The organism is uncultured Agrobacterium sp., from assembly GCA_913777615.1.
In the GTDB taxonomy this organism is placed as follows: domain Bacteria; phylum Pseudomonadota; class Alphaproteobacteria; order Rhizobiales; family Rhizobiaceae; genus Agrobacterium.
This window is the reverse complement of record CAJYTK010000017.1, coordinates 23,645-49,446: the sequence shown is the minus strand read 5'-3', so window position 1 is coordinate 49,446 and position 25,802 is coordinate 23,645. Positions and strand designations below refer to the sequence as shown.

General features: G+C 57.3%; 28 protein-coding genes. 11 read left to right on the top strand and 17 right to left on the bottom strand.

The annotated features are described in order from the left end of the window. Window positions 1-2 precede the first annotated feature (2 nt). Complete coding sequence (locus QZ862_RS14785; protein WP_296036222.1) at window positions 3-683, bottom strand: GntR family transcriptional regulator; 681 nt, start codon at window positions 681-683, stop codon at window positions 3-5. Between the two features lie 146 nt (window positions 684-829). Here QZ862_RS14785 and QZ862_RS14780 point away from each other — a divergent pair, with 146 nt between their 5' ends. Next, the gene (locus tag QZ862_RS14780) at window positions 830-1,513 is read left to right on the top strand and encodes an HAD family hydrolase (protein ID WP_296021223.1); all 684 of its coding nucleotides are present in this window, start codon (window positions 830-832) and stop codon (window positions 1,511-1,513) included. Between the two features lie 68 nt (window positions 1,514-1,581). Here QZ862_RS14780 and QZ862_RS14775 read toward each other — a convergent pair whose 3' ends face one another. Continuing rightward, window positions 1,582-2,163: a PilZ domain-containing protein gene (locus tag QZ862_RS14775; RefSeq protein ID WP_296100739.1), complete on the bottom strand. Its 582-nt coding sequence runs from the start codon at window positions 2,161-2,163 to the stop codon at window positions 1,582-1,584. A gap of 205 nt (window positions 2,164-2,368) precedes the next feature. Here QZ862_RS14775 and thrC point away from each other — a divergent pair, with 205 nt between their 5' ends. From thrC to QZ862_RS14755, 4 genes are read left to right on the top strand one after another with little or no spacing between them, the layout of a single operon-like run. Continuing rightward, window positions 2,369-3,766 (top strand): threonine synthase, encoded by a 1,398-nt coding sequence (gene thrC, locus QZ862_RS14770; protein ID WP_296074557.1) that lies wholly within the window; start codon window positions 2,369-2,371, stop codon window positions 3,764-3,766. Between the two features lie 21 nt (window positions 3,767-3,787). Then, entirely contained in the window at window positions 3,788-5,086 is a 1,299-nt protein-coding gene (locus tag QZ862_RS14765) for a pitrilysin family protein (RefSeq protein ID WP_296074553.1), read from the top strand. A gap of 39 nt (window positions 5,087-5,125) precedes the next feature. Further along, window positions 5,126-5,716, top strand: coding sequence for a GNAT family protein (locus QZ862_RS14760; RefSeq protein WP_296074551.1), 591 nt, complete (start codon window positions 5,126-5,128; stop codon window positions 5,714-5,716). 32 nt (window positions 5,717-5,748) lie between these two features. Further along, complete coding sequence (locus QZ862_RS14755) at window positions 5,749-8,634, top strand: EAL domain-containing protein (protein WP_296101011.1); 2,886 nt, start codon at window positions 5,749-5,751, stop codon at window positions 8,632-8,634. Here the strand turns inward: QZ862_RS14755 and QZ862_RS14750 are convergent. The 3 genes from QZ862_RS14750 to QZ862_RS14740 all read right to left on the bottom strand — a co-directional run bounded on the left by QZ862_RS14750 (window position 8,596) and on the right by QZ862_RS14740 (window position 10,812). Further along, on the bottom strand, window positions 8,596-9,765 hold the full coding sequence (locus QZ862_RS14750) for a putative zinc-binding metallopeptidase (protein ID WP_296100738.1): 1,170 nt from the start codon (window positions 9,763-9,765) through the stop codon (window positions 8,596-8,598). The genes QZ862_RS14755 and QZ862_RS14750 overlap by 39 nt on opposite strands. A 145-nt stretch (window positions 9,766-9,910) precedes the next feature. Further along, a complete protein-coding gene (locus QZ862_RS14745) occupies window positions 9,911-10,102 on the bottom strand; it encodes a CsbD family protein (RefSeq protein ID WP_296021234.1) in 192 nt (63 codons plus the stop codon). 104 nt (window positions 10,103-10,206) lie between these two features. Further along, a complete protein-coding gene (locus QZ862_RS14740; RefSeq protein WP_296021236.1) occupies window positions 10,207-10,812 on the bottom strand; it encodes a YqgE/AlgH family protein in 606 nt (201 codons plus the stop codon). A 153-nt stretch (window positions 10,813-10,965) separates the two neighbouring features. On the opposite strand from QZ862_RS14740, the gene QZ862_RS14735 reads away from it, so the two are divergent. From QZ862_RS14735 to QZ862_RS14715, 5 genes are all read left to right on the top strand, one after another. Continuing rightward, complete coding sequence (locus QZ862_RS14735) at window positions 10,966-11,811, top strand: protein-disulfide reductase DsbD domain-containing protein (protein ID WP_296083264.1); 846 nt, start codon at window positions 10,966-10,968, stop codon at window positions 11,809-11,811. An 84-nt stretch (window positions 11,812-11,895) separates the two neighbouring features. Then, window positions 11,896-12,381 (top strand): peroxiredoxin, encoded by a 486-nt coding sequence (locus tag QZ862_RS14730; protein WP_296036205.1) that lies wholly within the window; start codon window positions 11,896-11,898, stop codon window positions 12,379-12,381. A gap of 278 nt (window positions 12,382-12,659) precedes the next feature. Beyond that, window positions 12,660-13,403 (top strand): ABC transporter ATP-binding protein, encoded by a 744-nt coding sequence (locus QZ862_RS14725; protein ID WP_296100736.1) that lies wholly within the window; start codon window positions 12,660-12,662, stop codon window positions 13,401-13,403. Continuing rightward, window positions 13,400-14,272, top strand: a complete 873-nt coding sequence (locus QZ862_RS14720; RefSeq protein WP_296083258.1) for a metal ABC transporter permease — start codon at window positions 13,400-13,402, stop codon at window positions 14,270-14,272. The genes QZ862_RS14725 and QZ862_RS14720 overlap by 4 nt, the downstream gene beginning before the upstream one ends. A gap of 16 nt (window positions 14,273-14,288) precedes the next feature. Then, entirely contained in the window at window positions 14,289-15,185 is an 897-nt protein-coding gene (locus tag QZ862_RS14715; protein ID WP_296100734.1) for a metal ABC transporter substrate-binding protein, read from the top strand. Window positions 15,186-15,265: 80 nt separating this feature from the next. Here QZ862_RS14715 and QZ862_RS14710 read toward each other — a convergent pair whose 3' ends face one another. From QZ862_RS14710 to coxB, 12 genes are all read right to left on the bottom strand, one after another. Further along, complete coding sequence (locus tag QZ862_RS14710; RefSeq protein ID WP_296100733.1) at window positions 15,266-15,577, bottom strand: Dabb family protein; 312 nt, start codon at window positions 15,575-15,577, stop codon at window positions 15,266-15,268. 52 nt (window positions 15,578-15,629) lie between these two features. Next, complete coding sequence (gene rnhA, locus QZ862_RS14705; protein ID WP_296021253.1) at window positions 15,630-16,073, bottom strand: ribonuclease HI; 444 nt, start codon at window positions 16,071-16,073, stop codon at window positions 15,630-15,632. Next, window positions 16,073-17,038, bottom strand: a complete 966-nt coding sequence (locus QZ862_RS14700) for a homoserine kinase (protein WP_296100731.1) — start codon at window positions 17,036-17,038, stop codon at window positions 16,073-16,075. Before QZ862_RS14700 ends, rnhA begins: the two co-directional genes overlap by 1 nt. Before the next feature lie 30 nt (window positions 17,039-17,068). After that, complete coding sequence (gene ispH, locus QZ862_RS14695; protein ID WP_296100729.1) at window positions 17,069-18,115, bottom strand: 4-hydroxy-3-methylbut-2-enyl diphosphate reductase; 1,047 nt, start codon at window positions 18,113-18,115, stop codon at window positions 17,069-17,071. Window positions 18,116-18,189: 74 nt separating this feature from the next. Then, window positions 18,190-18,942 carry an SURF1 family protein gene (locus QZ862_RS14690; protein ID WP_296100728.1) on the bottom strand — a complete coding sequence of 251 codons (753 nt, stop codon included), beginning with the start codon at window positions 18,940-18,942 and terminating at the stop codon, window positions 18,190-18,192. Further along, entirely contained in the window at window positions 18,935-19,318 is a 384-nt protein-coding gene (locus tag QZ862_RS14685) for a DUF983 domain-containing protein (protein WP_296100727.1), read from the bottom strand. Before QZ862_RS14685 ends, QZ862_RS14690 begins: the two co-directional genes overlap by 8 nt. 129 nt (window positions 19,319-19,447) lie before the next feature. After that, a complete protein-coding gene (locus QZ862_RS14680) occupies window positions 19,448-20,332 on the bottom strand; it encodes a cytochrome c oxidase subunit 3 (protein ID WP_296021264.1) in 885 nt (294 codons plus the stop codon). Window positions 20,333-20,441: 109 nt separating this feature from the next. Next, window positions 20,442-21,050, bottom strand: coding sequence for a cytochrome c oxidase assembly protein (locus tag QZ862_RS14675; protein ID WP_296100726.1), 609 nt, complete (start codon window positions 21,048-21,050; stop codon window positions 20,442-20,444). A gap of 25 nt (window positions 21,051-21,075) precedes the next feature. Beyond that, entirely contained in the window at window positions 21,076-21,210 is a 135-nt protein-coding gene (locus QZ862_RS14670) for a hypothetical protein (protein WP_296101041.1), read from the bottom strand. Continuing rightward, window positions 21,207-22,160, bottom strand: a complete 954-nt coding sequence (locus QZ862_RS14665) for a heme o synthase (RefSeq protein WP_296100725.1) — start codon at window positions 22,158-22,160, stop codon at window positions 21,207-21,209. The genes QZ862_RS14670 and QZ862_RS14665 overlap by 4 nt, the downstream gene beginning before the upstream one ends. A gap of 116 nt (window positions 22,161-22,276) precedes the next feature. Further along, a complete protein-coding gene (ctaD, locus tag QZ862_RS14660) occupies window positions 22,277-23,980 on the bottom strand; it encodes a cytochrome c oxidase subunit I (RefSeq protein ID WP_296100724.1) in 1,704 nt (567 codons plus the stop codon). 17 nt (window positions 23,981-23,997) lie between these two features. Further along, the gene (gene coxB, locus QZ862_RS14655) at window positions 23,998-24,891 is read right to left on the bottom strand and encodes a cytochrome c oxidase subunit II (protein ID WP_296100722.1); all 894 of its coding nucleotides are present in this window, start codon (window positions 24,889-24,891) and stop codon (window positions 23,998-24,000) included. A gap of 331 nt (window positions 24,892-25,222) precedes the next feature. Here coxB and QZ862_RS14650 point away from each other — a divergent pair, with 331 nt between their 5' ends. Beyond that, window positions 25,223-25,741, top strand: coding sequence for an invasion associated locus B family protein (locus tag QZ862_RS14650; RefSeq protein WP_296021274.1), 519 nt, complete (start codon window positions 25,223-25,225; stop codon window positions 25,739-25,741). Window positions 25,742-25,802 lie beyond the last annotated feature (61 nt).

The window sequence follows — 25,802 nt, the reverse complement described above, 5'->3', positions numbered from 1 at the left end:
CACTATCCCACGATTGAAAAGGCATCGCGCGTCGAGCCGGTCGGCGTTCGAACCGCCGTGCGGCCGATCCATTGCACGTGACCATGCAATATCCGAATCGCTTCTTCACCACGTCCATCGCGAAGCGCATCGATTATGGCGCGGTGATCGGTATCTGTGCGTCGCTCCCATCCAGCTCGCCAGGCGGAAAACAGGAAGCGGGCGCTTGCAGCATGAAGCCCGTCTATGGCTTCCATCAACCTTGGCATGTTGCACGGTGCGATAATCAGCCTGTGGAAGCGACGGTTCGCCGCTTCCCAATGGCGAACATCCTGCGCGTCGTCGCCTTCATGGGTCGCAGCCTCGGCTTCGGTAAGAATGGCATCCGTCAGGTTCGGTATCGCATTGCGAAGTGCCAGAACCTCGAGTGCGGCGCGCATTTCCGCCACCTCGCGCACATCGGCCAGACCGAAATCAGCAACGCGAACGCCCCGGCGCGGAATGCTGACTGCAAGCCCCTGGGCCTCCAGACGGCGAAATGCCTCCCGCACCGGCACATGAGAGGCGCCAAATTCTTCAGCGATGTGGTCCTGTCTCAGTCTTTCGCCGGGCGCGAGCTCGCCGCGCACGATACGCTCGGCAAGCGTGCGGCTGATCTTGGCGGCAATCGTATCGTCTGGCTTGGGCTTTGGAATCTTGACCATGACCTGACATAGGGCGAGGTCAGGGGATTGTCGAGCGACAGTGTAGCCGCAAAGCTCCATTGCATTCCAGCTGGTTGAGCTTCTCCAGTACTTGGTCTAAAAGCCAGCCACTCCATCAATTCCTCTACCGACATCAAGGAGCGCATATGAGCGGCTTCGACCTTATCATTTTCGACTGCGACGGCGTTCTGGTCGATTCAGAGATCATCGCGGCACAAGTCGAATCCCGCCTGTTGACAGAGGCCGGCTATCCGATTTCTGTCGAGGAGATGGGCGAACGCTTTTCCGGCATGACATGGAAAAACATCCTGCTGGAGGTCGAGCGGGAGGCGAGCATTCCGCTCTCTGCCACGCTGCTTGATAAGTCGGAAAAGCTGTTGGATGCGCGCCTGGCACGCGACGTCAAAGTCATTGACGGCGTGAAATTTGCCCTGTCGCGCCTGACGACACAGCGCTGCATCTGCTCGAATTCTTCCAGCGCCCGGCTCGACATGATGCTGACGAAGGTCGGCTTGAAGCCCTATTTCGAGGGCCATGTCTATTCCGCCAAGGATCTTGGAGCGGATCGCGTCAAGCCGAAGCCCGACATTTTCCTCCACGGCGCCAAGCAGTTCGGCGTCTCGCCTGACAAGGTCGTTGTGATCGAAGATTCGGTTCATGGCATCACCGGCGCGCGCGCGGCTGGCATGCGCGTCATCGGCTTCACCGGAGCATCGCACAGCTATCCGAGCCATGCGGACAAGCTGACCGACGCTGGTGCCGAGACAGTGATCTCCCGCATGCAGGATCTGCCCGCGACGATCGCCGCCCTTTCCGAATGGGCGATCTGAGCCCATGAAAAAAGCCGGGCCGCTTGACGCGATCCGGCTTTCGAAAACGTCGACAAAGACCTCTGGTCTCAGCCCCTGCGACCGCTCTTCTTGCCGCCTGCCTTAGCGCCGCCTGCATCGAAGGAGATGAAGACATTGGTCTGCTTGGACGCACCGCCCGGAGCATTCGGAATAGCAACATTTGGGTTGTTGAAGATAAACTGCGTACCTGCGTCACCGGCAGGAACGTCCACGCCGAGGCTGGTGACCTGCGAGAAGATTTCACCGTCGCCATCTTTCACAGTGACGCGGATCGGCAGATTGACGCGGCCAGGCTTCGAAAGAGGCCCAGGAACAACACGTCCCTGTGCAAAGACGTTTACCGTCAAGGTCGATTCGTTCATGCTGCAAGAGCGCGTCGTATCGGATATGGATGCCTGGTAGACGAGCTTGCTCGGATCACCTTTTGCGCCGCCTGCATAGACCTGATGCACTGCGTTGCTGTCGAGCACGGTGATGGGCGGGCAAGTCGCCTGCACGACGGGCGCCCCATTGACCTGTTGTGCCGGAGGATTGACCGCCAGCGAGTCGGACGGATTGGAAGAATTGCAACCCGCAAGCACGGCAAGCAGCGATGCTGCGGCGGATAAACGCAAAATAGTCCCTGTCACTCTGTTCCACCCTCTAAAACAATTCCGCAACAGGCCGCAGATGCTGTTTATTGGCCTTTCTTGCCTGTCGGCGATGGTCTATAGCAGCGGCGCTGGGAAAAATCGATGGTTGCGTTGGGATTTGTGCCATTTTTGCGAAATGGGCGAGAAACCCCGCAGACACGGTTTGTCAGCCATGAACTGATGACGACGAAGGACGATTTCCGTGAAATATGTTTCGACCAGGGGCAGCGCCCCATCGCTTGGTTTTTCCGATGCGCTGCTTGCAGGCCTTGCGCGTGATGGCGGCCTTTATGTGCCGAGCGAATGGCCGAAGATGAAAAAGAAGGAAATTCGCGCCCTTCGCGGCAAGACTTATCAGGAAATCGCCTTTGAGGTTCTCTACCGCTTCACCGGCGGGGAAATTCCTGAAAAGGATTTTCGTTCGATGATCGATGACGCCTACGCAACATTCCGTCATCCAGCTGTCGCCCCTCTGGTCCAGACCGGACCGAACAGCTTCATTCTCGAGCTTTTCCATGGCACGACACTGGCGTTCAAGGACGTCGCCATGCAGCTTCTGGCTCGGCTGATGGACTACACCCTGGCCGAGCGCGGCCAGCGTGCAACGATCGTTGGCGCCACGTCCGGCGACACCGGCGGTGCCGCCATCGATGCGTTTGCCGGTCGCGATCGCACCGACATCTTCATCCTGTTCCCACATGGCAAAGTTTCGCCTGTCCAGCAGCGTCAGATGACGAGTTCGACTGCTTCCAACGTGCATGCGCTTGCCATCAATGGTAATTTCGATGATTGCCAGAACCTCGTCAAAGAGATGTTCAACGACGCGAAATTTCGCGATGGCGTGAAGCTTTCCGGCGTGAACTCCATCAACTGGGCGCGCATCATGGCGCAGGTGGTCTATTACTTCACCACCGCGATTTCGCTCGGGGCGCCCGATCGCAAGGTTTCCTTCACTGTGCCGACCGGCAACTTCGGCGATATATTTGCGGGTTATGTGGCCAAGCAGATGGGCCTGCCAATCGACAAGCTGGTGATCGCCACCAATGACAACGACATTCTGGCCCGCACCCTAAAGACCGGTCGTTACGAGATGCGCGGCGTTCACGCCACCACCTCGCCTTCGATGGATATCCAAATTTCTTCGAACTTCGAGCGCCTTCTGTTCGAAGCCTATGATCGCGACTCGGACGAGATCAAGCGCTCGATGGATGGCCTGAAGCAATCCGGCGCCTTCCAGATTTCCGAAGCGGCGATGAAGGTGATCAAGCGAGACTTCCGCGCGGGTCGCGCAACCGAAAAGCAGGTCGCGGCAACCATTCGCGACACACTGAGCGAGACCGGCTACCTGCTCGATCCCCATACCGCTACAGCGGTGTATGTGGCGAAAAAGCACGAAAAAACAAACAGCCCAATGGTGGTTCTTTCGACCGCGCATCCGGCGAAATTCCCTGATGCTGTAAAATCCGCTTGCGCAATCGATCCTGCCCTACCAGTATGGCTTGCTGATCTTATGAACCGGGAGGAGCGTTTCGACGTCCTGGAAGCAGAGCTTGAGGCGGTGGAGACTTTCATCGGCAAGCATGCTCGCGCCAAGGACTGACCGACGCGGAAAGACGTGGAAATGAATGTAAACGTAACCCGGCTTTCGTCCGGGTTGACAGTCGTGACCGAGAGAATGCCTCACCTCGAAAGCGTTGCTCTCGGTGTGTGGATAAAATCGGGTTCGCGCAACGAGACGGATGACGAGCACGGCATCGCTCATCTGCTCGAGCATATGGCATTTAAGGGCACGGCGCGCCGCACCGCCCGGCAGATCGCGGAAGAGATCGAGAATGTCGGCGGCGAAGTCAACGCTGCCACGTCCACCGAAACCACATCCTATTATGCCCGTGTGCTGAAGGATCACGTTCCCCTGGCAGTCGATATTCTTGCCGATATCCTGACCGAGTCCGCCTTCGACGAGGCGGAACTGGAGCGCGAGAAGAACGTCATCCTACAGGAAATCGGTGCTGCTACGGACACGCCCGACGACGTCGTTTTCGACAATTTTTCCGGTGTCGCCTATCGCGACCAAACGATCGGTCGTCCGATTCTCGGCACACCGGAAACGGTACAGTCTTTCAGCACAGCCCAGATCCGCCATTATCTCGGTCGGAATTACACCACCGACCGGATCTTTGTTGTCGCGGCCGGTGCCGTCGATCATGAAACCTTTGTTAAACAAGTGGAGCAGCGTTTCTCCAGCCTCCCGCAGAAGCCTGAAACGACTCCGATCATCGAGAAAGCCATCTATACGGGCGGCGAAATTCGCGAGACGCGCGATTTGATGGATGCGCAGATCCTTCTCGGGTTCGAAGGCAAGGCTTATCACGCACGTGATTTCTATTGCTCGCAGATTCTCGCCAATATTCTCGGCGGCGGCATGTCGTCGCGGCTTTTCCAGGAAGTGCGTGAATATCGTGGCCTTTGCTATTCGGTCTACGCCTTCCATTGGGGCTTTTCAGACACCGGCATTTTCGGCATTCATGCCGCAACCGGCAGCAGCGATCTGGCGGAACTGGTTCCCGTTATCACCGAGGAACTGCGCAAGGCCTCCGACGTCATCCATCAGGAAGAAATCGACCGTGCTCGCGCGCAAATCCGCGCACAGTTGTTGATGGGGCAGGAAAGCCCGGCTGCACGTGCAGGTCAGATTGCGCGCCAGATGATGCTTTACGGTCGTCCTATTCCCAATGACGAGATGATGACGCGCCTTGGCGACATCACCCGTGAGCGGCTGACCGATCTTGCAGGGCGTCTGTTTTTCGATAAAGTTCCGACACTGTCAGCCATCGGTCCGCTGGAAAACCTGGCGCCGCTGTCCGACATCACGGCGGGCCTTTCAGTCGCGCCTTCGATGAAGATAACCGCAAACGGCTGACGGAACAGACTGCCCCGCAGCATGGTGTTGGACGACTAAATGCTGCGCTTTCTCTCCCGCAATAGCGATACGCCGGAACTTCGCAGCGCAAACTACCTGCTGAGACTGCCGCGTTATTCCGATTTCAAGCAGTGGCACAAGCTACGCTCGGAAAGCCGCGGCTTTCTTCAGCCATGGGAGCCGACCTGGCGCAGCGACGAACTGACCGAAAGTTCGTTTCGCGTGCGCGTCACCCGCAACAACCAGGAATTCTCGTCCGGCACGGCCGTATCTCTGCTGCTCTTCTTATCGGACGATACGCTGATCGGAGGCATCACCATCGGCTACATCCGCAGGGGTGCGGCGCAAAGCTGTATGATCGGGTATTGGATGGGTGAGCCATATGCTCGAAATGGCCATATGTCTGCCGCATTAAAACTGGTAATACCCTACATCTTCAATGGACTTCAGTTGCACCGTATTGAGGCAGCCTGTATTCCAGACAACTTCAAAAGCATCCGGCTGCTCGAAAATGCCGGGTTTCAGCGGGAAGGCCTCTTGCGCGAATATCTGAAAATAAACGGCGAATGGCGGGACCATGCCATGTTTTCGCTGATTGCCGACAAACGCGTTTCCGGCGGGACTCAGTGAGAGTGATGACATATATGAGCCTCGTGTCGCGTATGTTGAAACGCATACCGGCGAAAGCATGTGCGACGGCGCTTCTGTTTTTCTTTGCGCTGCTGTCAAGCCACGCGTCGGCTTTCGAGCCGGTGAAGATTTCTCGCGATGACACTGCGCTCGATCTGACGGCCACTACCGATATCTACGCCAATCAGGGCGAGGCGTTTCAGGTTTCGACGGCGCCTGGGCCGGACGGCATTCGTCGACGCATTGAAGTGCGGGCAAGCTCTCCCGCCCACCAGGGCGATTGGGCGGTGTTTGCGCTTGCCAACGTCTCGGAAGAACAGCTTGAGCGCGTCATCGTCGCGCCGCACTTTCGTCTCGTCAATTCCAAGCTCTTCTGGCCCGATCTCGGCTCGCAGCGCATCATCGCCATTACGCCAAGCGAAGGCTTCGCGCTGGATCGTCAACCGAGCCCCGATGCCGACGTCTTCCGCATCACCCTGAATCCGGGCGCTGTCATCACCTTCGTGGCCGAGCTTTCCACGCCGCAACTGCCGCAGCTCTATCTTTGGGAGCCGGAAGCCTACAAGGACACGATCAACGCCTTCACGCTCTATCGCGGCATCGTGCTTGGTATCGCCGGTCTGCTCGCTGTTCTCTTGACCATTCTTTTCGTGGTCAAAGGAACGTCCGTACTGCCCGCATCCGCAGCTCTCGCCTGGGCCGTACTTGCCTATATCTGCGTCGATTTCGGCTTTCTGGAAAAACTGATTACCGTAACGTCGAGCGACGAGCGAATGTGGAGGGCGGGCGCCGAAGTGGCGCTCGCCTCCAGCTTCGTGGTCTTCCTGTTCACCTATCTCAATCTGAACAGATGGCACGCGCATCTGGGCTACGCCACATTCGCATGGATCATCGGTCTCGGCGCGCTTTTCGGCGTCGCGATTTACGATCCATCCATTGCATCCGGCATCGCGCGCGTTTCCTTTGCGCTGACGGCGTCCGTCGGCATCGTGCTGATCATTTATCTCGGCTTCAACCGCTACGACCGCGCCATTCTGCTGGTGCCATCCTGGGCGCTGATCCTGGTCTGGCTCTTCGGCGGGTGGCTGACAGTGACCGGGCAACTGGACAATGACATCGTGCAGCCAGCACTCGGCGGCGGCCTGGTCCTGATCGTGCTTTTGATCGGCTTTACCGTCATTCAGCACGCCTTTGCAGGAAGTGCCTATCAGCAGGGTTTGTTCTCCGATCTCGAGCGTCAATCCCTGGCATTGACCGGGAGTGGCGATACTGTCTGGGACTGGGATGTCACGCGCGACCGTATCGTTACGACGCCAGACGTCTCGATCAAGCTTGGCCTTCATCCGGGCACCATGCATGGCGCTGCGCGCAACTGGCTGCCGCGCCTCCACCCCGATGACCGCGACCGCTTCAAGGCAACGCTCGACGTATTGCTCGACCATCGCAAGGGCCGACTGAACCACGAGTTTCGCATTCGCGCCGAGGATGGTCATTTCCACTGGCTGCAAATCCGTGCGCGGCCTGTGCTCGGCTCTAACGGTGAAATCATTCGATGTGTCGGCACCATTACCGACATTACCGAACCAAAGAATTCCGTCGAGCGACTGTTGCAGGACGCGCTGAACGACAACCTGACCGGCCTTCCAAACCGCCAGGTTTTCCTCGACCGCCTGCAATCGGTGCTAAACCTTGCGCCGGATGGCGATACGGTTCGCCCCACGGTCATGGCGATCGATATCGACCGCTACAAGCTCGTCAACGACACGCTTGGCATCGCTGCCGGCGACAATATTCTGATTGCCTTGACGCGCCGCCTACGCCGTCTCCTCAAACCGCAGGATACGCTGGCACGTCTGGGCGGAGACGAGTTCGGCCTGATCCTGGTGTCAGAGCGCGACCCGCAACGCGTGGCAGATTTTGCCGACGCGGTGAACAAGGCCATCATGGTACCCATCAATTTCGCCAACCGCGAAATCGTGCTGACCGCCTCCATCGGTCTGGTCTCCTGGATCGACCAGCAGGAAAATGCTCCGGGACTGTTGAGCGACGCTGAGCTTGCCATGTATCGCGCCAAGCGCGCGGGCGGCAACCGGGTCGAGCCTTTCCGTCCAGCCTTCCGAACGTCTGGAACCGATCGTCTGCAAATGGAAAGCGATCTGCGCCGCGCACTTGAGCGCAAGGAGCTTTCGCTCGCCTACCAGCCTATCGTCAAACTAGACAATGGCGATCTCGCGGGCTTCGAAGCCCTGATGCGCTGGGAGCATCCGAAGCGCGGAAACATTCCGCCGAGCGAGTTTATTCCGATTGCCGAAGCGTCGGGCCTTATCGAGCCGCTCGGCATGTTTGCGCTCGAGCGGGCAGCAAACGACCTGATGGACTGGCAGCACGCTATCGACAAGCTTCCAATTTTTATCTCGGTCAATATTTCAAGCTCGCAGCTGTTGAACAACGAACTTTATAACGACGTTCGCAGCATGCTTCAGCGAACACGCTGCAATCCCCAACAGTTGAAGTTGGAATTGACAGAATCCATCGTGATGGAAAATCCTGAACAGGCGCGTCTCGTGCTGGCCAAGCTCAAGGAAACCGGCTTAAGCCTTGCGCTCGACGATTTCGGCACTGGCTATTCTTCGCTTGCCTACCTGACACGTTTCCCCTTCGACACGATCAAGCTGGATAAGGCACTGATCGCCAACACCAGCGACAAGCGGAACGTCCTGCTCCGCTCGATCATCGCCATGGCGCGTGCGCTGGAAATGCAAGTGGTGGCAGAAGGTATCGAAACGCCGGAAGATGCGGCAGAGCTTGCCCGTATGAATTGTCATTACGGGCAAAGCTTCCTTTTCGGTACGCCGGACACGCCGGATGCGGCGCTTAGGCTAGTACGCGAGCGCTTTCAAGTCTTCAAGCGCGCCTGATTGCTGTTCGGCCTGAGGCTGAGCCCCGCCTTGGTGCTGCGCTGCGCTATCGGGCGCATCCGAGTTGGCTGGAATTTTTTCATGCAAGAGATCATGAAGGAATTGCAGCTTCTCCACCACCGCGGGCGTTAGTACGAAGGGGTAGAGGTCGGCCTCTCCCATGCTGCGCTGCATGGAGTTCAGCGCTACGCTCAGCGGTACCCAAGCGTTGACCAACCGTTGTGCGCTTCTGGCACGGTAAGGGTCAAAGGCAACTTCGGTTGCCATTTCCTCATGACCTTCCGGCTCGATGGCGATGCCGAAGGCATGGGCGGTTTCGAGTGTGTCAACGATGTGGAGATAGTGTGCGAAGCACTCGGCGAAGTCTTCCCATGGATGTACTGATGCATAGGAGCTAATATAGGTTTCCTGCCATCCCGGCTGCGGTCCCTGGTCGTAATTGCGTTTCAGGGCCTCACCGTAATCCTCTCGCTCGTCGCCAAAGGCGGCGCGGAAAGCGTCAAGTCTTCCAGCGTCACGCACCATCTTATTCCAGATGAAATGCCCGACCTCATGGCGGAAGTGGCCAAGCATGGTGCGATAAGGTTCGTTCATGTTGGCGCGAACCTGTTCACGCGTGACATCGTCGGCTTCAGCCGCACGGATCGCAATCAGCCCCTCGTCGTGACCTGTCATGGCCGGGATAACCGAACCGTCGGCAGCAATTTCATCCACCAGAAAGTCGAACACCAAGCCACCTTGCGGGTCGGAATCGCGGTTCGGATGAGGCAGTTTCAAGCGCAGCATGGAGTAGAAGAGGTGCCGCTGCGCCTGGCTAAGGCGCCGCCATTGCTCGATTCCTTCCTGGGTCGAGGCATCCGGCACCAGACGGTTATGGCTGCAAGCGGGGCAGAAGGGTGTTTCGCTATCGGCCGGGATAGCCCAGTTGCAGATGTCGTTGACTTCGTTTGCGCAGAAGCGAACCTGATGATCGGGCTTCGATACCAGCGTCCACAACGGATCACCGGCTGGATCCAACGCCTCCATTGAAAGCGTCTGCGGTACGAAGGCGAGCCGATGGCCGCATCGAACACAGGACCGGTTATCAAAGTGGACGGGCTGCCCGCACGCAGCACACGAGAAAAGTTGCATCCCTATCTCCTGGGTATCACGACTGGTTGGGGAAATTGCTCGCAAAAGCGAAAAGCGCATGTGCCGAACTTCAACACATGCGCTCAGGGACCTGCGAAGGTCATCAAGGTTGCGACCGTCTTATCTCTAAGAGGTCGCAGTCGTCCTACATTCTGTCGACGGTGTCCTTGACGGCGTCCTTGGCCTTGCCGGCAGCGACCTGGACCTTGCCCTTGGTTTCCTGCGCAGCACCTTCGGCGCGCATGCTGTCGTTGCCGGTAGCGGAACCAACGCTCTGCTTTACCTTGCCAGCAACTTCGTTTGCCTTACCAGCGATCTTGTCGGACGTGCTACCCATAATCATTCTCCCTAGTTTCATGCCAGGCTCGGTGCTGGCTACCGGGGAGAAAACGTCACGACTATAATTTTGTTCCTGCTGATCTCAAGCTTTCAATCTCAAGGTCAAGCGTGTCCCGCTTCGGCCGAGAGCATGCGCGGATCGACCCCTATCAAAGCAAGGGCTCGCTCATATTTGTCGTCCAAAGAACGATCGAAGATCAGTTCTTCCGATGCCGGGCAATTCAGCCAGCCATTATTGGCGATCTCGTTTTCGAGCTGCCCCGGTGCCCAGCCGGCATAACCGAGCAGCATCGTGGCGCGCTGCGGCATCCGGCCGTTGGAAATTGCCCGCACGATATCGAGCGTCGCCGTCAACGAGATATCGTCACTGACGGGAATGCTGGATTCACTTGAGTAATCATCCGAGTGCAGCACGAAGCCCCTGCCCGCTTCTACCGGTCCGCCGAACTGGATCGGAAAATCGCGGGTGCGATTGGGCAGCATGATCGCGTCGTTGCTATCCATGATCTTCAAATGCAGAAGTACATCGGTGAAGGTAATCTGTTGGCCTCGATTGATGATGAAACCCATGGCGCCGGCCTGAGAGTGCGCGCAGATATAGATGACTGAGCGCTCGAAGGCGCTGTTGTCCAGACCTGGCATGGCGATCAGAAACTGACCATCCAAAAAACCTCGTTCCCTTTTGTCCATGAGGGTCGAAAAAGCCAAGAGCACCTCCCCTTTTCAGCGCCCCGTAGCGACGCCGGTTTGGTTTCACCATTTGGTAAGGATGCTGCATAGCGGCCCATCAATCAACCGAAAATGATAAGTGGGACAAAATCGTAACTGGTGACTTCGAGCCTGTTGCGCTAGACGAAGAGCATGACCCGTTCGATTTACCTCCCCTTTCGCACAATTCTGAGCGCCCTCTTCACCCTCGTTGCGGTGTTTGCCAGCGGGCAAATCGCCAGGGCCGATACGAGCGAATGGGCGACGAGCGAGGGCGGGCGCATGCGTATCGTCAGCCTGCCCGCAGACCCTAGCGGCAAGATCGAAGCGGTTCTTCAAATCGAACTGAAGCCCGGCTGGATCACCTATTGGCGCGAACCAGGAGAAGCGGGCATACCACCACAACTCAAGCCAGATCCGACAAGCGGCGTGACGTTGGCCTCCATGGCATTCCCCGTGCCCAAGCTGATCAAGAACGACGATATAACCGATATCGGCTATGACCAGCCGGTGAACTTTCCCTTCACCCTTCATTCCAGTGCAGGGCACGACGCAGATGTGGTTAAGTTGACGGCCTTTATCGGCGTCTGCCTCAATATCTGTATTCCGTTTGAAGCGGGTTTCGAGATCGATAGAAGGGCACAGGCCACGCAAGAAGAGCTTGCCTTCATCGAGGCAAGGAAGGCAAGCCTTCCAGAGGCACCAACAGACGACTTCAAAGTTGTGAACTTTCACATCACTCCCGACAAGACACTGCTCGGCGTGGAGTTACACCTGCCTGAGGGTGCTCCGAAAGAGGCCGATATCTATGTCGCCGGCCCGTCCGGCTATGCCTATTTTGAACCGCAGAATTTGGTGCGCGACAAGCGCAAGCTTTCCTTTTACATGAACATCAAGGGCTTGCCAAAGAGCTATAACCCGAAAGGCCAGAGCTGGCAGATTCTGGTCAAATCCGGCTCCCGGGCCATGGAAGCGCCGCTAGATTTCCCAGCACAATAACGCCCGTCAGGGATCAAGAAACGACTTCACAGTTTTCTCGATGATGCTCTATAGTCGCGCCGTCATTGCCACAGGAGCGATATTATGACCATCAAGATCGGCGACAAGCTGCCCTCCGCAACCTTCAAGGAAAAAACAGCGGACGGCCCTGTCGAAACCACGACCGACGAGCTTTTCAGCGGCAAGAAGGTTGTCGTCTTCGCCGTTCCCGGAGCATTCACGCCAACTTGCTCGTTGAACCACTTGCCGGGTTATCTGGAAAACCGTGACGCCATCCTCGCGCGCGGTGTGGACGACATCGCCGTCGTCGCCGTCAATGACTGGCACGTCATGGGCGCTTGGGCGCAATCGAGCGGCGGCCAGGGCAAGATCCATTTCCTGGCGGACTGGGACGCCTCCTTCACCAAGGCGCTCGGTCTCGATGCCGATCTTTCCGGCGGTGGCCTTGGCGTACGCTCCAAGCGTTATTCCATGCTTGTCGATGACGGCGTGGTCAAGTCTTTGAACGTCGAAGACAATCCCGGCCAGGCAACGGTGTCTTCGGCTGCCACGATGATCGAACAGCTCTGATCTTCCAGTCTATACGTGAGCTCTAATTGGCCCGGCATCGCGTCGGGCCTTTTTCATGAAAAGGGATATCATCAAGCCTGAAGAAGCGGCCGGTAGCCGCCTTTCTTCCGCCTCAATTGTTACACCATAACAGTAACGGTATAACATTTTTGTGAGCGCGCCATGCGTTTGTCGACCCTACCTCCCCTTCTACGCCAGTCTTCGGCTCAACGCCTTCTTCTGGCTCTCCTGCTTCTCTTGCCCCTCTGGGCCGCGATATATTGGGCAGTTGTGTTGCCATGACGAACGTCCCCATTCTTCAGGTCGAAAACCTCACTGTCGCTTATGAGCGGCACCCGGCGGTTCATCATGTTTCCGGTGCTTTTCATGCGGGAAGCCTGACGGCCATTGCCGGACCAAACGGCGCAGGCAAATCAACGTTGCTGAAATCCATTATCGGTGAGTTGCGGCCATCTGAAGGTCGGATCATCCACGCTTTGAATCGGACTGATTTTGGCTATCTACCGCAGGCTGCGGATATCAACCGGCGTTTTCCGATTTCGGTGCTAGATACGGTTCTGCTCGGTGCATGGAAATCAGCAGGCGCATTTGGGCGCATCACGACCGCGCAACTGGAGGCAGGTCGCCACGCATTGTCGGCCGTGGGTCTTGAGGGCTTCGAGAAGCGACCGATTGGTTCGCTCTCAGCCGGGCAGTTCCAGCGTGTGCTTTTCGCGAGGCTTCTGGTCCAAGATGCCAAGGTCATTTTGCTGGATGAGCCTTTCACTGCTATCGATGCCAGAACGACGCGCGATCTGCTCGACATCGTCGCGCGCTGGCATGGCGAGGGCCGCACCGTGATCGCCGTGCTGCATGATTTCGATCAGGTACGGGCGCACTTTCCTCAGACCTTGCTGATTGCCCGAGAACTGGTTGGCTGGGGTGCGACCGATGACGTCATGTCGTCTGTCAATCTTCTGCGTGCGCGCGCCATGGCCGAGCGCTGGGATGAGAATAACGTCATCTGCGAGCCAGCAGCATGACGGCCTATGATCTCTTCATTGCGCCGTTCCAGGATTACGGCTTCATGCGCCGCGCACTCGTCGCCTGCCTTTGCCTTTCGGTTGGGGCAAGCCCCATCGGCGTTTTACTCGCCCTGCGACGGATGAGCCTGATGGGCGATGCGCTGAGCCACGCCATTCTGCCGGGGGCTGCCATCGGCTATCTTATAGCAGGTTCGCTCTCGCTCACGGCCATGGGCCTTGGCGGTCTCGTTGCGGGGCTATCCGTTGCGCTTCTTTCCGGCATCGTCAGCCGCGTGACACCGCTCCAGGAGGACGCAAGCTTTGCGAGCTTCTACCTGGCATCGCTGGCGCTAGGGGTGTTGATTGTTTCGCTGCATGGCTCGAATGTCGATCTGCTGCATGTGCTTTTCGGCACGATCCTCGCCATCGATGCGCCCGCACTTTTTCAGATTGGCGCGATTACATCGCTGACGCTGGTGGTGATGGCGTTTATCTATCGCCCGCTCGTGACCGAATGTTTCGATCCCGGCTTCCTGCGCGCCGTTGGCGGCCGCGGACCGATCTATCACGTCGCTTTCCTGTTGCTGGTCGTACTCAATCTCGTCGCAAGTTTTCAAGCACTCGGAACGCTGATGGCGGTGGGCCTCATGATGCTTCCGGCGGCGATCGCGCAATTATGGGCGCGCAGTCTGCCTGCGATGCTTGCGATCGCCGGCGGCAGTGCCGCAGTCTCGGGCTATCTCGGCCTCGTTGCCTCCTACCATTTCGAGACGGCGTCCGGCCCCACCATCATCATTGCAGCCACCTGTCTTTATGGGCTCTCCATACTGGTTGCGCCTGCGGGCCTCGGTTCGCGCCTTTTCACCCGCCCTCATCTGAAGGGCTAATTTTAGGAGAATGCCAATGTCACCACGCCTCTTCCTTTTCTCGACAGCTCTTCCAATCGTCATGGCCTTTTCTACCTGCGCGTCTGCTGGGGAAGTAAAAGCCGTGGCTTCGTTCACAGTGCTTGCCGATGTGGTGAAGCAAGTTGGTGGCAAGCATGTTACGGTCAGCAGCCTCGTCAAGCCGGATGGCGATCCGCACGAGTTCGAGCCTTCGCCGACAGATGCAAAAAAGCTTAAGGCTGCCGACGTTGTCTTCGTCAGTGGACTTGGTCTGGAAGGGTGGATGGACCGGCTTATTTCCGCCTCGGGCTACAAGGGCACGCCCGTCAATGTCTCGGAAGGCATCAAGACGCGCGAGATGGACGAGGACGGCAAGACGGTGACCGACCCTCATGTCTGGAACAGCCCGGTCAACGTCAAGGTGTGGGTCCATAACATCGAGACCACGCTTGCCACTGCCGACCCGGCGGATAAAGACGACTTCAAGGCAAATGCTGCAGCCTACATCCAGAAACTCGACGAGTTGGATCGTTACGCTCACCACAAGTTCGATTCCGTCCAACAGGATCGCCGCAAGATCCTGACAAGCCATGATGCGTTCGGCTATTTCGGACGCGAATATGACGTGACGTTCCTGTCGCCGCTCGGCGTTTCCACGGAAACGGAAGCCTCTGCCGGAGATGTGGCAAAGCTGATCGAGCAGATCAAGGCCGAACACGTCAAAACCTATTTCTTCGAAAACTCGAACGATCCACGGCTGGTGAAGCAGGTGGCGAAAGCAACGGGTGCTGCACCGGGCGGAGAACTTTACGTCGAGTCGCTATCAAAAGCGAACGGCCCTGCACCGACTTATGAGAAGATGTTCCGCTACAATGTCGACAAGATTGCAGACGCTATCAACAAGTCCAGTTGATGAAACCAAGTGGCCTTCGTCACCCTGAAGCTGGTGACGAAGGCCGCGTATCGAAGACATTGAGAATTGCGCTGCTGGTGTCAAATAGCCATATCGAAAACGAGGATGCCAGCCAGGCCACCATCGGTCAGACCGGCCAGGCGCTCTCCGACATCGACATGGTCGGGGTGCACGAGATAGTCGTCGCGCGCCTCCGTGCTCTCGAAGGTGACGATGAAGCCATCCAGGAAGCCGCCATTCAACCCTTCGGATGAAACGTTCTGGCCGCACTTAATGTCGGAAATGCCGGGAATAACATCCTTCAGCGCGGTGATCGCCTCATAGATCGCCTGCTTTTCGGACGTAGTGGTTGCGGACTTAAACCGCAGAAATACACAGTGAAGTATCGTCATGTGTCCCTCCTCCTTGATGCTGCAGCACTCGCTTTGAGACTACACCATCGCTTCATGACCGTCGTTTGAACGGCTCCATGCCTTTGCGCGCCAGTTCGTCTGCGCGCTCGTTTTCGGGATGTCCGGCGTGTCCCTTGACCCAGTGCAGCGTCACCTTATGTCGCTCACGGGCTGCTTCCAGCGCCTGCCACAATTCCACGTTCTTGACTGGCTTATTGTCGGCGGTCTTCCAGCCTTTTTTCTTCCAGCCGAAAATCCACTTGGTGATGCCATCCTTGACATAGGCGCTGTCGGTGTAGAGATCGACCTCACAAGGGGCCTTCAGCGCATTCAACGCTTCGATGGCCGCCATCAGTTCCATGCGGTTATTGGTGGTATCGGCCTCGCCGCCGTTCAGTTCCTTCTCAACCTCGCCGTAGCGAAGAACGGCGCCCCACCCGCCGGGTCCAGGATTGCCGGAACAGGCGCCGTCAGTAAAAATATCGACATGCTTCATTATTGCGCCAATCCATACTCGGCCACGTTGCCGATGGAGCGGTGGAAGCGCAGCTTACGCAGATATTCGAGCGGATCCTTCTTCACCACAAGAGCGCCCTCTGGCGTCGTCAGCCAATCATAGAGCCTGGTCAGGAAGAAGCGCAACGCCGAACCACGCGCCAGGATCGGCATGGCATCCAGTTCGGCTTCACTCATCGGGCGTGCCGACTGATAGCCTTCAAGCAGTGCCTTGCCCTTGGTGACATTGTAGGATCCGTCTTTCTCAAAGCACCAGGCGTTGAGGCAGATCGAAACGTCGTAGGCGAGAAGATCGTCGCAGGCGAAATAGAAGTCGATCAGCCCGGACAGCTCGTCGCCCAGGAAGAAGACATTGTCCTGAAACAGATCGGCATGGATGACGCCAGACGGCAGACCGCCCGGCCAATTGGCCGCCAGAAACGCGATCTCCGGATCGATCTCGCCCTTCAAACCATTCTCCACCTCATCGGCGCGGGCTTCAGACTTCTCCCAAAGCACCTTCCAGCCTTCGAGCGAAAGTGCGTTAGGCCGTCTGAGGTCAAAACCTTCACCCGCCAGATGCATCGCCGCCAGAGCTTTGCCAACTTCACGACAATGCTTCGCTTCAGGCTTTCTCAGCCACATGCCTTCGAGGAAGGAGATCAGTGCTGCTGGACGGCCGGACAACTCTCCAAGCAACTCGCCATCCTTGCGCGGCAATGGCAGCGGGCATGACAAGCCGGCATCGGCCAGATGCTGCATCAACCCAAGAAAGAACGGCAGGTCGGACTTTTCCACCCGCTTCTCGTAGAGCGTCAGGATCAGCGGATCTTTGGTGGTGTGCAGCAGAAAATTGGAGTTCTCGACACCCTCGGCTATGCCCTTGTAAGAGGTCAATTCGCCGACCTCATATTGGCCGAGAAACTGTTTCAGCTCATCTTCGGTGATGTCTGTGTAAACTGCCAATGGAATTCTCTTGCAAGAGGATGGATAGGGTCAGACGTTCAGCACGGCCTTTGGCGGAAGCGCATCGCTTGCGCTGCCATTCACGAATGCCATGTCTTGTGTGGTGAGTTCAATATTGCGCAGTTCGCGATTCACCAGAAAATGTTCAGTCTCTTCCACGGTGACGGCCAGATCGAGCGTGGTGTCGAAGCGCTCCTTGAAAGCCTGGATGATCTCGTCGACGATGACTTCGGGTGCGGATGCACCTGCGGAAAGACCGATGGTGCGCACATCACCGATGTCATCCCAGTCGATCTCGGCAGCACGCTGAACCAGAACAGAGCGCTTCGCGCCAGCGCGCAACGCTACTTCCACCAGACGCTTGGAATTCGAGGAGTTGGGCGCGCCCACGACGATGAAAAGATCGCAGCCGGGTGCCGCCTGTTTCACTGCATCCTGACGGTTGGTGGTGGCATAGCAGATACTATCCGCCGCCGGCGCCTGCATGGCCGGAAAGCGCTCCTGCAGCTTGGCAATCACGCCCGCAGTATCGTCGACGGAGAGCGTCGTCTGCGTCACAAAGCCCAGGTTCTCCGGGTCGATAGGCTGATAACGCGCCGCATCTTCGACCGTTTCGATGAGAGATACCGTCCCCTCGGGCAGTTGCCCCATGGTGCCGATGACTTCCGGGTGACCCGCATGGCCGATGAGAACAACGTGGCGGCCAAGGCGCTGGTGGCGCATGGCCTGCTTATGAACCTTGGAGACAAGCGGGCACGTGGCATCGAGATAGAAGAGGTTGCGCGCCTGCGCGTCTTCGGGCACCGATTTTGGCACGCCATGAGCGGAAAACACCACGGGCTGCTGGCGATGTTCGGCCGGAATCTCGTTCAGTTCCTCGACGAAGATTGCACCCTTCGCCTCAAGTCCTTCGACCACATAACGATTGTGAACGATCTCGTGGCGTACATAGACAGGAGCGCCATAAGCTTTGAGCGCCAGCACCACGATCTGGATGGCACGATCGACCCCGGCGCAAAAACCCCGCGGGCCACAGAGCCTGATGGTGAGAGGCGGCTTGGAAACGGCCATATTCATTCCTGCTCCTTTGCCTCCCATTTTACGTAAAACCGCTCGCTTCGACGGAATCGGATGCGCGTGCGCGACGTACCCTACTCCCTTGGGCCTTTCAGGCCCCGCACATAGGCAAAACCGGCCACGAAGACAAGGGCAGCGGCAAGACCATACCAAGTAATCGCATATTGAAGGTGATTGTTGGGCAGATCAATAAGCGTCACGCCGCCTTTGGGCCAGCCGCCCGGATTGGCGGCGCCATTGGCATCGACGAAAAACGGCACCAGCGTGCCGGGAGAGAGACCAACACTTCTCGCCATAGCGCGGATATCTTTCCAATAGAAGATATTCTTGGCGACGTCATTGTCAGGCAGCATGATGGATGGCTTTGCCGCAAGCTGCGCACGCGCCAGCCCCTCGATGGTGACACTCCCCGTGAGCTGCCCCTGCTCGCGTTTTGCCGGGTCCTTCATATCGTAAAGGACGAAGCCGCGATTGATGAATATCTCCCGTCCGTCATCAAGCTTCAACGGCGTATAGACGTAGTATCCGGTCTGTCCCTGATGCGTGGCAAAAAAGTGCCGTTCCTTCGAATGATCGAAAACGCCAGAGAGCCGAACGGTGCGGTATTCGATATCGCCACCGGAGGCGGCAATCCTTTCGATCTCAGCAAGGTCAACAGGTGCGGCGTGAACGCGCAGTTCGATCTCGCTGAGAAGGGCCTCCTTCCAATATAGCCGCTTCACCTGCCATGTGCCGAGCGCCAAAAGAATGACGAGCAAAAGCAGCACCAGAGGACCAGCAAACCACAGTCGCCGGTGGGCAGGCTGTAGGGGACCATGCTCAACCATGATCGATGCTGCCTTCACTGGCGTTGTTGCGATATTGGAGCGCCACCATAATGCCCTTCAGCTTGCGCAAAAGAACCAACGAGAGGATGACTGTCAGGGGTAGCCAGATCAAGGCGTGAAGCCAAACGGGTGGCGCGAAGACGGAATCGAACCAGAGGGCGAGGCCAATGATCAGAAACCCGACGATCAACATAACGAAGACAGCCGGACCATCGCCAGCGTCTGCGAATGCATAATCCAGCCCGCAGGCACTGCAATGTGGCGTCAGTTTAAGAAATCCGTCGAAGAGTTTCCCCCGCCCACAACGGGGGCAGCAGCCTTGCAGACCGACCTTGATTGGATCGACAGGAGGGAACTCGCCTGTATTCTGCATCATGGCTCCTCCGGCCTCCTTAGATCAATAAGCGCAGCAATCCGCCGCGCTTATACCAGTCGCTCAATCAGCGACGCCTGGTCTTCATGATGAAGTGGAGCGGAGCAATGCACCGTTCCACTGCAAGGCCGGTTAGTGACCCGCCTCAGCCAGTGGCGCGCCCCAACCACCCCAGATGTAGATAGCGAAGAAGAGGAAGAGCCAGACGACGTCCACGAAGTGCCAGTACCAGGCAGCAGCCTCGAAGCCGAAATGATGTTTCGGCGTGAAACCGCCTGCGATTGCGCGGAACAGGCAAACCAACAGGAAGATCGTTCCGACGAAGACGTGAAAACCGTGGAAGCCCGTCGCCATGAAGAACGTCGCGCCATAGATCGAATTCTTGAAGTCGAACGGAGCGTGCATGTATTCGTAGATCTGCACGGCAGAGAAAAGAACGCCGAGCGCAACCGTTAGCGACAGACCGGCGATCATACCCTTGCGGTCATTATGCAGCAGAGCGTGGTGTGCCCAAGTGACGCAAGTGCCCGACAGCAGCAGGATCACGGTATTGTATAGCGGCAGATGCCATGGGTCGATGACCTCGATACCCTTTGGCGGCCACTGACCACCAGTATAGGCAAGTCGCGACGCCTGAATGGCTTCGTGCGGATAGAGGCTCGCATCGAAATAGGCCCAGAACCACGCAACGAAGAACATGACCTCCGAGGCGATGAACATGATCATGCCGTAGCGCAGATGCAGCGAGACGACCGGCGTATGGTGACCTTCGTTGCCTTCCTTGATCGTGTCCGCCCACCACGCGTACATCGTGTAGAGCGTGATGGCGAGGCCCGCATAGAACACCCAGGGGTTCGCCATTTCAAGACCGAACAGCTTGAAGGAGCCGCCATTCAGGTAGCGCATATAACAGACGCCGCCGAAGGTTAGCACGAAGGCACCGATGGATGCCAGAAGCGGCCATGGGCTCGGGTTTATGATATGGTAGTCGTGGTTCTTTTGATGCGTGTCTGCCATGTGATCAATCCCCGAAGGCTCTTCCCAATCTCGCTAAACCGTCTCTCTGAACTGAAGCCAGACGACCGGTTCATTCCATGGCGCGATCTTTCGACCACGCCTCCCTCTCTCAAAGTCTCGTCTCGTCACGTTCAGTCTTTGCCGGCAAGGACGCAACCGGTTTTTCCGTTTTCGACGGGTAAAATGTGTAGGACAAGGTCAATGTATGAATGTTCTTCGTTTCCCGAGCCTTGACGATCTCCGGATCGATGAAGAACACCACCGGCATTTCCAACGTTTCGCCCGGCTGGAGCGTCGTCTCGGTAAAGCAGAAGCACTGCACCTTGTTGAAGTATGCACCAGCCTCCATCGGCGTCACATTGAACACGGCGGTGCCCGTGGTTGCGACCGGCGAACGGTTGGTAGCCTTGAAGGTCACCTGGATCGTCTCACCAATCCGAGGCTCGACCATCTTGTTCACCGGACGAAAGTCCCAGTTCAGACCGTTGGACGTGTTGGAATCGAACGTCACATTCATCGTCTTATCGAGGATGACGTCGGAATATTGTTCGACGCGCTGGGTGGTGCCATTATAGCCGGTGACCTGGCAGAACAGGCGATAGAGGGGCACAGAGGCATAGGCCATGCCAACCATGCCGCAGACGAAGACAAGACACAGCACGAGGATCGAGCCATTGCTCGTCTTTCTGCTTCCGGTCATCTTTTGTGCTTCTGTCATATCTCCCCCTCCCTAGCTCGTTCGATCAATGACCGCCGATCTTGATGATGGTAATGACGTAGAACAGGACCACCAGAGCCGCCAGCGTGAGGCCAAGCGCCAAGTTACGCCCACGCCTCGACTTCTTCTGCGCCTCATTGAGCTTTACGGTCTCGATCATGCCGCGCCTCCAACCATCGTGACAAAGGACGGCACGAGATGATCGGCCAGAAGGGCGGAGAAAATCGCAAACAGGTAGAACACCGAATAGGCAAACATCTTCTTTGCCGGCATCATCTTCTCGTCGCCATCCGGCATGCGCCGAACGGAGATGGAACAGTAGACGAAGATAATGCTTAGGATCGCAGCGAAGATGCCATAGCTCAACCCTGCAAGTCCAGAGAAATAGGGGGCCACAGCGACAGCCATGGTCAAAATGGAATAGACGATCATCTGGTTCTTGGTCGAGCGCTCGCCGGCCACATTCGGCATCATCGGAATGCCGACAGAGCCGTAGTCGCGCATCTTGAAGAGCGCCAAGGCCCAGAAATGTGCGGGCGTCCAAAGAAAGATGATCAGAAACAGGATAGTGCTATCCAGCGAAACATTGCCGGTCACGCAAGCCCAGCCGAGCATGGGCGGAAATGCGCCGGCAGCACCGCCGATAACGATGTTCTGCGGCGTCGAGCGCTTGAGCCACATCGTATAGACGACGGCATAGAAGAAGATGGTAAAGGCGAGAAGACCGGCAGCAAACCAATTGACGGCCAGGCCCAGAATGGCAACCGAGAAGACCGAAAGCGTCAGTCCGAAGGCCAAAGCCTCACCCGGCGCAACCCGTCCGGATGGAATAGGACGCTTGGCCGTGCGCGACATGACAGCGTCAATATCGGCATCGTACCACATGTTCAACGCGCCAGAGGCCCCTGCCCCTACCGCGATGCAAAGGATTGCGATCAATCCGAGGACTGGATTGATCGTGCCTGGTGCGAGAATGAGCCCGGCAAAGGCCGTGAACACAACCAGCGACATGACGCGGGGTTTCAACAGCTCAAAGTAATCACGCGCGCCAGCTTCCGAAAGCGAAGCGTATTCGATTGCCAGCGTGTCGCGATTGTCAATAACGGTCATTATTTCCTGCTTTCCCGAAAGACGCCCCATTGCAATGCGGCGTCTTTGCTCATCTCGTCCGGCGTAAAACTGACATTTATCATGTTACGCCGGACAAAACGCTCGGACAAAATGCCTCAGCGGATACGCGGAAGCTGCTCCCACTGATGGTATGGCGGTGGAGACGACAGCTGCCATTCCAGCGTAGTGGCACCCGGACCCCAAGGGTTGTCGCCAGCGATCCGCTTCTTGGCGAAGGCTTCCCATACGCCGAAGAGGAAGATCAGGACGGCGACCGCAGAGATGTAGGAACCATAAGAGGAAACTAGGTTCCAACCCGCATAGGCATCCGGATAGTCGATGTATCGACGCGGCATGCCTGCAAGACCCAGGAAGTGCTGCGGGAAGAAGATCAGGTTGACGCCGACGAACATGACCCAGAAGTGCAGATTGCCGATCTTCTGACTGTACATGTAGCCGGTGATCTTCGGGAACCAGTAGTACCAGCCGGCAAAGATCGCAAAGACTGCGCCGAGCGACAGGACGTAGTGGAAGTGCGCCACCACGTAGTAGGTGTCATGAAGCGAACGGTCGAGACCAGCATTGGCAAGCTGAACGCCCGTGACGCCACCCACTGTGAAGAGGAAGATGAAGCCGATCGCCCAGATCATCGGTGTGGTGAAGGTCAGCGAACCGCCCCACATCGTCGCGATCCAGGAGAAGATCTTGATGCCGGTCGGAACCGCGATCACCATGGTTGCGAAGACAAAGTAGCGCTGCGCTTCGAGCGACAGACCGACAGTATACATGTGGTGCGCCCACACGATGAAGCCGACGGCGCCGATTGCGACCATGGCGTAAGCCATGCCGAGATAACCGAAGATCGGCTTGCGCGAGAAGGTCGATACGATGTGGCTGATGATGCCGAAGCCAGGCAGGATCAGGATGTAGACTTCCGGGTGACCGAAGAACCAGAACAGGTGCTGGTAGAGGATCGGATCGCCGCCGCCTTCAGGAGAGAAGAAGGTCGTGCCAAAGTTGCGGTCGGTCAGAAGCATGGTGATGCCACCTGCCAGAACCGGAAGCGACAGCAGAAGAAGGAAGGCAGTGACAAGCACAGACCACGCAAAGAGCGGCATCTTGTGCAGCGTCATGCCAGGCGCGCGCATGTTGAGGATCGTGGTGATGAAGTTGATCGCACCGAGGATCGAAGAGGCACCGGCTACGTGAAGCGCAAAAATCGCAAGATCGACCGCTGGCCCCGGCATACCGCTCGTTGATAATGGTGGATACATCGTCCAGCCGCCACCGACACCATAGGCACCTGCAGGCCCTTCGACGAAGAGCGAAAGAAGAAGCAGGATAAAGGCAGGAACGATCAACCAGAAGGAGATGTTGTTGAGGCGCGGGAAAGCCATGTCCGGGGCACCGATCATGATCGGAACCATCCAGTTGGCGAAACCGCCGATCATGGCTGGCATGACCATGAAGAAGATCATGATGAGCGCATGCGCGGTGGTGAACACGTTGTACATGTGCTTGCCGCCGTCGATGGCAGCGTCACCCTCGAAGCCGTAGACCATTGTCGCCAGACCGTGGAAGATCTGGATGCCAGGCTCTTGCAGTTCCATACGCATAACGACCGATAGGCCGCCGCCGATGATGCCGGCGATGATCGCAAAAATCAGATAGAGCGTGCCGATGTCCTTGTGGTTGGTCGAAAAGAACCAACGCTGCGCAAAGCTCGGCGTATGATCGTGATGCGCGTGGTCGTCGCCATGAGCGTCGTGGGCGGCACGATCATGAGAGCGATGGTCGTCGTGTGCGGAATGTCCAGCCATTGTCCTCACTCCTTGCCTTAGTTGGTTTCGTTCGCGGCGACGCGAAGGGCGCTTGCGCCATCCACAGAAGCCATCAGCGCCCGGTTGGCACCGCTCAAGTCAGAAGCAGCGGCAGCAGCCCAGGTCTTGTATTGCTCTTCGGAAACCACCCGTATGGCAATCGGCATGAAGGCGTGGTCCTTGCCGCAAAGCTCGGAGCACTGACCGTAGTAAAGTCCTTCTTTTTCAGGCTTGAACCAGGTTTCGTTCAGACGGCCTGGGACGGCATCGATCTTGACGCCGAAAGCCGGCATCGCGAAGGCATGAATAACGTCCGTCGGCGCAGCGGTGACGAGAAGACGCACAGTCTTGTTCACCGGAACGACCATCTCATTGTCCACGGCCAGAAGACGCGGGTAACGAGCGTGATCCTCCTTGCCGGCGGCAGCGCGATCTACATCCTTCAGCATGTAGCTGTCGAACGCCAAAGGCTCGGAGCCTTCTGCCGCCTGATATTCATAATTCCATTGCCACTGCGTGGCGGTCGCCTTCAATGTCAGGTCCGGATTTTCCGGCTGCGTCAGCTGCGCGTTGAGAAGATTGAAGGACGGGAAAGCCAGGAAAAGAAGAATGAGGACCGGCGCTAGCGTCCAGACGATCTCGATTGCCGTATTGTGGCTAGTCTTGGACGGAACCGGATTTGAGGACGCCTTGAACTTCACAACGACGAGAATGAGCAGGACGAGAACGAAAATCGTCACGGGAACGATAAACCACATGGTATATTGTTCAAACCAACGAATTTCGTGCATGATCGGCGTTGCGGCCTCCTGCAATCCCATCTGCCACTCTTTGGGCTGATCGGCGTTTGCGCCGACAGCCGAGAGCAGACAGATCGTGCCCGCCAACGCTGCGTTAATCCTAGTAATCACGGTACCTCTCCCTCACGCACCTGATTATGATCAATCCCAGGCGCAGAATCCATGCTTATAGTTTAGACTCAAATCATAGTTTGCGCGCCGCCGCAATATCGCCCAGCTTTCGTAGAGGGGCATTTTTAGTCCGTTACTTTGTCTCGGCACCCTGCGTCGGCGGCACATGGAAACTGAACGCCAAACATGCGCAGGCTCTCTGGCTGGCGGCAATTTGACCAACAGCAGGTCCTATTTTGGCCGCACTCACTTGGAAATGAGGAGCGCGGCTCTTTCATTTCCAGTATCGGAAGTCAAAATAACCGCACTGATTCGAATTCCAGAGGTATCCATGCGTCTGCCCCCGATTGCGCGCGCCGCTTTTGTCGCCGCCGGCTTCTCTCTTCTCGCGTCCGGCACGAGCGTCGCCCAGCAACCGCCTGGCACGCCGAAATCCACGCATGGCAACTGGTCGGTGATCTGCGACAAGCCCGCTGGCGCATCCGAGGAACAATGCGCATTGATGCAGAACGTGATTGCCGACGATCGCCCCGAAGTCGGGCTGTCGGTCGTCGTACTGAAGACGGCAGATCGCAAGTCGCGCATTCTTCGCATCCTTGCGCCGCTTGGTGTGTTGCTGAAGGATGGGATGGAACTCTATATCGATAACAACAATATCGGCCGTGCTTATTTCACCCGCTGCTTCTCCGAGGGCTGCTATGTGGAAGTGGATATCGACGACGAGCTGATGAAAGTTCTGCGCGCCGGCAAGCACGCCGTTTTTGCCTTGCGCGAGTCGGTCGATCAGGACCGTGTCGGCATTCCGATCGAACTAACCGGCTTTGCCGAAGGTTACGACGCGCTGCCTTGAGCTTGCAGACCGGCAGTCTTCAGGCGCAACTATTTCCGCAATTCTCCGCGAGGCTATGATG

Excerpts from the sequence above, each read along its gene's own strand:
- QZ862_RS14785 (WP_296036222.1), bottom strand. The coding sequence starts at position 683 with ATGGTCAAGATTCCAAAGCCCAAGCCAGACGATACGATTGCCGCCAAG.
- QZ862_RS14780 (WP_296021223.1), top strand. The coding sequence starts at position 830 with ATGAGCGGCTTCGACCTTATCATTTTCGACTGCGACGGCGTTCTGGTC.
- QZ862_RS14765 (WP_296074553.1), top strand. The coding sequence starts at position 3,788 with ATGAATGTAAACGTAACCCGGCTTTCGTCCGGGTTGACAGTCGTGACC.
- QZ862_RS14760 (WP_296074551.1), top strand. The coding sequence starts at position 5,126 with ATGCTGCGCTTTCTCTCCCGCAATAGCGATACGCCGGAACTTCGCAGC.
- QZ862_RS14755 (WP_296101011.1), top strand. The coding sequence starts at position 5,749 with ATGTTGAAACGCATACCGGCGAAAGCATGTGCGACGGCGCTTCTGTTT.
- QZ862_RS14750 (WP_296100738.1), bottom strand. The coding sequence starts at position 9,765 with ATGCAACTTTTCTCGTGTGCTGCGTGCGGGCAGCCCGTCCACTTTGAT.
- QZ862_RS14745 (WP_296021234.1), bottom strand. The coding sequence starts at position 10,102 with ATGGGTAGCACGTCCGACAAGATCGCTGGTAAGGCAAACGAAGTTGCT.
- QZ862_RS14735 (WP_296083264.1), top strand. The coding sequence starts at position 10,966 with ATGACCCGTTCGATTTACCTCCCCTTTCGCACAATTCTGAGCGCCCTC.
- QZ862_RS14730 (WP_296036205.1), top strand. The coding sequence starts at position 11,896 with ATGACCATCAAGATCGGCGACAAGCTGCCCTCCGCAACCTTCAAGGAA.
- QZ862_RS14725 (WP_296100736.1), top strand. The coding sequence starts at position 12,660 with ATGACGAACGTCCCCATTCTTCAGGTCGAAAACCTCACTGTCGCTTAT.
- QZ862_RS14720 (WP_296083258.1), top strand. The coding sequence starts at position 13,400 with ATGACGGCCTATGATCTCTTCATTGCGCCGTTCCAGGATTACGGCTTC.
- QZ862_RS14715 (WP_296100734.1), top strand. The coding sequence starts at position 14,289 with ATGTCACCACGCCTCTTCCTTTTCTCGACAGCTCTTCCAATCGTCATG.
- QZ862_RS14710 (WP_296100733.1), bottom strand. The coding sequence starts at position 15,577 with ATGACGATACTTCACTGTGTATTTCTGCGGTTTAAGTCCGCAACCACT.
- rnhA (WP_296021253.1), bottom strand. The coding sequence starts at position 16,073 with ATGAAGCATGTCGATATTTTTACTGACGGCGCCTGTTCCGGCAATCCT.
- ispH (WP_296100729.1), bottom strand. The coding sequence starts at position 18,115 with ATGAATATGGCCGTTTCCAAGCCGCCTCTCACCATCAGGCTCTGTGGC.
- QZ862_RS14690 (WP_296100728.1), bottom strand. The coding sequence starts at position 18,942 with ATGGTTGAGCATGGTCCCCTACAGCCTGCCCACCGGCGACTGTGGTTT.
- QZ862_RS14685 (WP_296100727.1), bottom strand. The coding sequence starts at position 19,318 with ATGATGCAGAATACAGGCGAGTTCCCTCCTGTCGATCCAATCAAGGTC.
- QZ862_RS14680 (WP_296021264.1), bottom strand. The coding sequence starts at position 20,332 with ATGGCAGACACGCATCAAAAGAACCACGACTACCATATCATAAACCCG.
- QZ862_RS14675 (WP_296100726.1), bottom strand. The coding sequence starts at position 21,050 with ATGACAGAAGCACAAAAGATGACCGGAAGCAGAAAGACGAGCAATGGC.
- QZ862_RS14670 (WP_296101041.1), bottom strand. The coding sequence starts at position 21,210 with ATGATCGAGACCGTAAAGCTCAATGAGGCGCAGAAGAAGTCGAGGCGT.
- QZ862_RS14665 (WP_296100725.1), bottom strand. The coding sequence starts at position 22,160 with ATGACCGTTATTGACAATCGCGACACGCTGGCAATCGAATACGCTTCG.
- ctaD (WP_296100724.1), bottom strand. The coding sequence starts at position 23,980 with ATGGCTGGACATTCCGCACACGACGACCATCGCTCTCATGATCGTGCC.
- QZ862_RS14650 (WP_296021274.1), top strand. The coding sequence starts at position 25,223 with ATGCGTCTGCCCCCGATTGCGCGCGCCGCTTTTGTCGCCGCCGGCTTC.